Genomic DNA, 6,198 nt, shown 5'->3' with positions numbered 1-6,198 from the left:
AAAGCGAGCATCTGGAGGGGAAATCAACCACAACTCACTACCTGGTAAATAGCAACAAAGTATGTGAAAACAGCCTTCATTTTAAATTAGAAGCGCTTTCATTCCAGTTAACCAAAACGACTCTTCAGAAGTTATCACCCTAGTTTATGTAATCACTGTCTTGTTTGATAATCAAGCTGACCATGTTCATTAAAAATCGTTATTTGCCTAACCGAAATGGACGAAGTCAAATAGTTGCTTATAGTAAATTATGTTATGTGAAATGAAAAACCAGTAATGGAAAATCCATTACTGGTTATATCGGCCCATCCTTTAAATTTTTAGTACTTATTAAAAGAAAAATCGTAATATCATCAAGGAAAGCACTCCAATCATAACCGTACCCAAGAGACTCCTCGTAAAAATGGCAACCAGGAAAGCTGGTAAAGCTGCGGCTAAATTCAATGCATTATCCTTAATTGAAAAGACCTGTTCCGATAATAGTAGCTCTTGAGCCAACAACGCCGCCATTACAGCCACTGGCACATGCTTCAGCCAGTCAATGCCCCACTCAGGAATCTGCATTTTACTAAGCAGCATCAATGGAACGACTCTAGGTATGAAAGTTACAATCGAAGTCCCTATGATGACAACAAGGATATATCCGCTTATTTCCATCTGCCAATCACCATCCCTATCGTTGAAGCTACAATCGTCGCTACTATGACGCCAGTACTGCCAGGAAAGAAGAAGCTTACTGCAACAACGATTAATATGCTGCTAATTGCGACTGCAAGATCTATAAAAAAGGCTTTTTTACTTAAAATTTGCAAAACTAAAAGGCCGATGAACATCGCTGGCAAGGCGAAGTCCATCCCATATTTTTCGGGATCAGGAATCCATTGTCCAAAGAAACCGCCGGCCATATTTGCAATGAACCAATTTAAATAGGCTGCAAGATTCAAACCAAGCATCCATTTAAAATCGAGTTGTTTCTTTTTCTGTGCTGATGTGACGGCCACCCCAAACGTTTCATCCGTTAATAGGGCTCCCGTTATCATGTTTTGTTTCAAACTTTGATGCCTGAAATATGGTGCCAATGCAGCACTAAGTAAAAGATGACGACTGTTAACAAAAAAAATCGTAAAAATAATGGCCGATACTGGATGACTTGCAGCTATCATCCCAGCCGCTATGAATTGTCCTGACCCTGCATAGAGTAAAAGCGACATAAATGCCACTTCAATCATACTTAAGCCTGACGTTTTTTCTACGACTCCTGCAGCAAAACCGATACTTAAATATCCCAATAATGTAGGTATACAATCCTTAACTCCTTGCCAAAAGCCTTCCCCTCCTTTAACTTCGGAAAAGCCATCACTTTTCCATTCAGCACTATCCTGACTCATAAGAATTCCACCCTTATTTTAATAAGTTCCTTCAATTCCCCCCCAGCTTGCCGAGCAGAATTGGCAACTCACTATATATTTCAATGATTTCTTCTATCCGCATTCTCACTAAACCGCTTGAAGAAGGGGCAACGAATTCCATTGTCCGCTTCGATGAAGGATCTCCTTGCAGCCCCCAAAAGATCTTCCGTAATTGACGATATTCCTGATAGACACCCTTGCCAACAAAACAGACAAGTTTAGGTTTATACTTTTCAATTTTCCTTTTTAGCTGCTTCCTTCCTTTTATGTACTCTTCTTTAGTGATTTCGTCAGCACCTTTTGTAGGCCTGGAAACGATATTGGTAAAACCATAACCTAAATCCATCAATGACGAGTCTTCAGTTGGGTGATATTTCCTTGGCGTCAGCCCTGACTCGAAGAGGATTTTCCAAAAACGATTGTTTGGATTCGCATAATGGTGGCCAGTCTCTCCTGACCGAATGCTTGGATTGAAACCAACAAACAATATATCCAGATTTTCCTTCAAATGATCAGCGATGCCTTCCATTATAAAACTCCTTTTCAAATCTCTTATATAATTATTGTACAAAACTGAAAAATATTTAACTACCTTTTCCGCCAATTTCACAAACTTATATCCAAAAACTTAACAACGATTTAAGTAGAATGAAAGATGATAACTCCATAATTTTATGACATCCTGTCAAATGGAATATTGAAGATCTATTGCACCTCTTGAATTCAGTATTCTTTTTTCACAGAAAGATACATGCTATAAAACTAGAAAAAACTACACTCACGTCTCTTTATCTAATGAGTGTAGTTTATGGAATCAAATGACCCCGACCAATTAACACAGCCCCTTTCATTTACTTCCCTAATGAATAGAATGACTGATTAATATGATATACCTTTGCTTAACCAATCGGCATGTACGAATCCGAGGGCATTTCAAACCTACAAAAAAACAGCCACCTGATGGGTGGCTGCTTCTTCATATAACTTATAGTGGGCTATCTACGCGAACATATTCAATCTGATCCAGTGGTATTGTAATGATATCTAAGTTACTTTCATAGCCCGGAGCCGTTTCTGTTAATCGAATTATTTCATCGGTTACTTCATGTAACACTCCCACGATTAAATCACTGCTCGTAGCCACTTCAATCGTGTTCCCAATGTAATGTCTTAATTGTCTATAAAAAATACTAGCTAACAATGCATTCTCCTCCTTAAATAGGCTCTCTAACTGAATTTTGGGCGTAAAGCGGAACAAGTACAACAGATCCAGCTGCTTCAGTTATTACGATATAATCTTCCTCAATAACACTTAATATTCCCGTCACAGGTGCAAAATCAGTTGAAACCGTTACCGTTCTTCCTAGTAATCTTCTTAAAACCCCTTTCAAATCATTGTACGAATCTCCTGATGCCCCTGGGGCTCCAGGTCTCCCCGGAGCTGTTCCATTTTCAATAAGCCATTTATAGTAGAGATAGTCGCAGGAATTCTTTTTATATTGCTTCTCTTGCTTCTCACTGCTCATTTTTTTACCACCTTTTTTATTTTCTATTTTATTCCTTCATCATTTTTCACTTCTTTATTTCCTTCATCCCCAATGCTCGGATTTCTTTTTTCCTCTTCCTTTTTGCAACGGTCCCCCTTCTTTTCCTTAATACAGCACTGAACTCGTTGTCGATCGAGAATGTGTATCCTTGTATGGTTCCAACCGAAAATGAATTTCGATCTGGATTTTTGCTACTATGTTACCTAGATTCGATCTCCTTGAATTCCTTGATCCATCAGAGTCAATTGCTTTCTTTGAGGATTTTGTCATATTGCTGCGCCTTTCTTATATCGCTTCAAAAGTAGTATATTGATGACTGGTCTTTCGGCTTGGACTAAACAACCTTTTTTTTAATTACTTGAATTATTTTTTGAAGGTTTTACAAATCCATGTCCATTTCTTTAAAGGCTGAATATGATACAGTTGAGGTGATAACTATGAAATATAGACAAATAAGGGATTACATAAGCTTAATTCCTTCATGCTACAAAACATCTGAACTAATCGAAGAATGTCCGGATACAGGGTCAAGTCAAGCAACTTACCCATTTTTCAAATGTTCACTTCCTATTAATATTGTTTTTTCAGAAGCATTAAATAATGGTTATTATGTTAGATGGGGGCAATTTGATGCTGACGATATTATTTGTTGTGCCGTAACTAGGACGGATCAAGAGCCCATCTCATTCTTAAGACAAGAAATAAACAGCGTTATTTCCCCATTTTCTTCAAATCAAATTAAACTTCTTTCATTTCCTGAATCGGGTGAAGTTTCCCCAAGAGGGAAGATATCATGAAATCAATAAGAGTAATGATGGTGTTAGATGCGATGGATGTAAGTGGAACGGAAACGCATGTTTTGAGTCTTGTGAAGGAATTACAGTCTAGAGGGATTTATACAGCAGTTGTTACAGGAAACGGGAGTATGATAAGTCGATTACGAGAAACGGGATGTAAAATTCATCAAATGAATTTTCCTAAAACATTAACAATCAATTCCGAGGCAGAATCTCTATTATTAAACAGTTTGGTAGATTTGTTACGAAAAGAACAAATTTCACTAGTGCACGGTCACCAGATTACATCCGGCAACATCTCTGCCAAGGCAGCGAAACTCTCAAACATTCCATTCGTATTCACTCTTCACGGGACATACTTCCCTAAATCCGACATAAAAAGTGTCTTACGGATTACAGATGCCGCAGTTGCAGTTAGTGAACCGGTAAAAAAACAAATTCAGCCATTTTTCCCTAAGAATATTTCAATAATTGCAAATGGTATTGATACAACCGATTTTTCCCCTTCCCCTTCATTGGAATTAAGGAAAAAAATGAATATTCCTCCGAAAGCTAAAGTAATTCTTTACTGCAGCAGGATAACTCGACATAAAGCAAAAATCTGCATGCTTTTAATCAAAGCCTGCAGGGATTTAAAATTAAAGGATATTCCCAACCTTCATGTGATCATCGTAGGCAACGGAAGCCAACTAAAGGATATTAAGAATATGGCAGCAAGTATCCATTCTTCGTGTAAGGAAGAGTTCATTCATTTCACCGGGGAACAACAAAATGTGAAGGACTATTATGCACTTGCAGACTATGTTGTAGGTACTGGCAGGGTCGCTTTGGAAGCAATGGCATGCGAAAGACCCGTTATTTCGTGTGGAAATCTCGGATACTTTGGTGCAGTGAATAGTAATAACTTTCAACAAGCGTGGGAATGCTACTTTGGGGATCATGCTGCAAAGCAGGCCAGCAGCCAGGCCATTATTTATCGGGACTTACGAAACCTCCATCAATCAAGTATTGGGGTTCAAACAGGCAGGGATTTAAGAAAATTGGTATTGGAACATTTCGATAGTAAAAAAAATATATTACCGCTTATTGAATTATATGAAAGCACAATTCAATCATTTGAACAGCAGCAGGCCATAAATTAATGGTTCTGCTGCTGTTTTGAAATATAATACTCTCACAATGATAAAGATGTTCTAGGATAGGGGTGCTCTTGATTCTTTGCTAGGAGAATAAAACTACATAGATATTGGAGGCATAAGTCTCTCGATTTTTAGGATAACTAAAAAGCGTATACTTAATGGACACAGCTATGGGGCTGGGAACTGATTGAGTCTATAAATAGGATCTAGTTTCATCGAATGACTTTAATGACTTTTCTCGTAGGTATTTATGTACCTACGAGTTTTCATAATAGGTAACTGAATTTCCTTTTGTATACATCAACCTCTGCCTAACTCGGGAATTAGGAAACATTCTGCTGTTGTTGTTCGATATGATCATCTTTTCTTGCTGTGGACATCTTATTGATGGTAAAAAGAATTCCTGAAAGCCATATAATCACGATGCCTGTATAGATATATATATGGGCTTCAATCGGAATCCATGCGGCTAATAGGGTTCGTACATTGATTAAGATAATGAAACCACCTACTAAAACACCCATTAATTGAGCAGGTAGCATTCTGACGAGCCAGGCTGCAATTGGTGCCGCAACCACTCCGCCAATAATCAACGCGGCCACCCAAAGCCAATTGACCGCTTCCCATCCAAGAGAAAGGATAAAACCAAGACTTCCAAAGAAAGCGATGGCAAATTCACTCGTATCTACAGTTCCTACGGCTTTTCTCGCAGTCATCCCTTTTTTTGACAATAAAACAGGCGTTGCAATCGGGCCCCATCCACCTCCGCCAGTTGCATCACAAAAGCCGGCAAAAAGGCCCAACGGAATGGATTGTTTTGCGGTTAATGGGTTTACCGTTTCGTTTTCCTTTGACGGTTTAAAAATAAATAAAAAGCGGAATAAAACGTACACACCAAGGCCAAATAAAAATATGGCAATATACGGTTTAGCTAATTCGGCAGGAAGGTTGCTCAGGAAACATGCACCTACAAATGCGCCCACCGAACCTGGAATGATCAAGCGATAGACCATATTTTTATCCACGTTCCCAAACTTTATATGTGAAGCTCCGGACACTGCTGTGGTCACTACTTCTGATAAATGAACGGATGCCGATGCTACTGCAGGGGCAATCCCGAATGTCAACAATAAGGAAGTGGAACTCACCCCATACCCCATTCCAAGTGAACCATCTATTAATTGGGCTAAAAACCCGATAAAGGCTAAAACAATTAACTTTTTCATGACCTTCCCCTTTTTCAATAAAATAGAACCTTGATAACATCGACCCGACAGACGGTTACAGTTGCCTGAATAGATCATTC

Annotated in this window: 8 protein-coding genes; 2 read left to right on the top strand and 6 right to left on the bottom strand. The window is 38.7% G+C overall.

Annotation, left to right across the window (positions count from 1 at the left end; translation table 11 throughout):
• Positions 1-330: 330 nt before the first annotated feature.
• From ACFX4L_RS17615 to ACFX4L_RS17595, 5 genes are all read right to left on the bottom strand, one after another.
• Positions 331-657, bottom strand: a complete 327-nt coding sequence (locus ACFX4L_RS17615; protein WP_125162687.1) for an AzlD domain-containing protein — start codon at positions 655-657, stop codon at positions 331-333.
• Complete coding sequence (locus ACFX4L_RS17610) at positions 648-1,388, bottom strand: AzlC family ABC transporter permease (RefSeq protein WP_377385742.1); 741 nt, start codon at positions 1,386-1,388, stop codon at positions 648-650. The genes ACFX4L_RS17615 and ACFX4L_RS17610 overlap by 10 nt, the downstream gene beginning before the upstream one ends.
• Positions 1,389-1,419: 31 nt before the next feature.
• Positions 1,420-1,938: a mismatch-specific DNA-glycosylase gene (locus tag ACFX4L_RS17605; RefSeq protein ID WP_377405745.1), complete on the bottom strand. Its 519-nt coding sequence runs from the start codon at positions 1,936-1,938 to the stop codon at positions 1,420-1,422.
• Between the two features lie 456 nt (positions 1,939-2,394).
• A complete protein-coding gene (locus ACFX4L_RS17600; protein WP_377385736.1) occupies positions 2,395-2,610 on the bottom strand; it encodes an LSm family protein in 216 nt (71 codons plus the stop codon).
• A gap of 13 nt (positions 2,611-2,623) precedes the next feature.
• Complete coding sequence (locus ACFX4L_RS17595) at positions 2,624-2,935, bottom strand: hypothetical protein (RefSeq protein WP_377385733.1); 312 nt, start codon at positions 2,933-2,935, stop codon at positions 2,624-2,626.
• 458 nt (positions 2,936-3,393) lie between these two features.
• Between ACFX4L_RS17595 and ACFX4L_RS17590 the strand changes: the two genes are divergently transcribed.
• Entirely contained in the window at positions 3,394-3,753 is a 360-nt protein-coding gene (locus ACFX4L_RS17590; RefSeq protein WP_377385730.1) for a hypothetical protein, read from the top strand.
• Positions 3,750-4,895: a glycosyltransferase gene (locus ACFX4L_RS17585; RefSeq protein WP_377385727.1), complete on the top strand. Its 1,146-nt coding sequence runs from the start codon at positions 3,750-3,752 to the stop codon at positions 4,893-4,895. The genes ACFX4L_RS17590 and ACFX4L_RS17585 overlap by 4 nt, the downstream gene beginning before the upstream one ends.
• Before the next feature lie 320 nt (positions 4,896-5,215).
• On the opposite strand, the gene ACFX4L_RS17580 is transcribed toward ACFX4L_RS17585, so the two are convergent.
• Positions 5,216-6,118 (bottom strand): sulfite exporter TauE/SafE family protein, encoded by a 903-nt coding sequence (locus ACFX4L_RS17580; protein WP_089364668.1) that lies wholly within the window; start codon positions 6,116-6,118, stop codon positions 5,216-5,218.
• Positions 6,119-6,198: the final 80 nt, after the last annotated feature.

The organism is Peribacillus sp. YIM B13482 (genome assembly GCF_042787975.1).
GTDB classification, from domain to species: Bacteria; Bacillota; Bacilli; order Bacillales; family DSM-1321; genus Peribacillus; species Peribacillus simplex_A.
The sequence above is the reverse complement of the archived record's forward strand: the minus strand, read 5'-3'. Positions and strand labels throughout refer to the sequence as shown.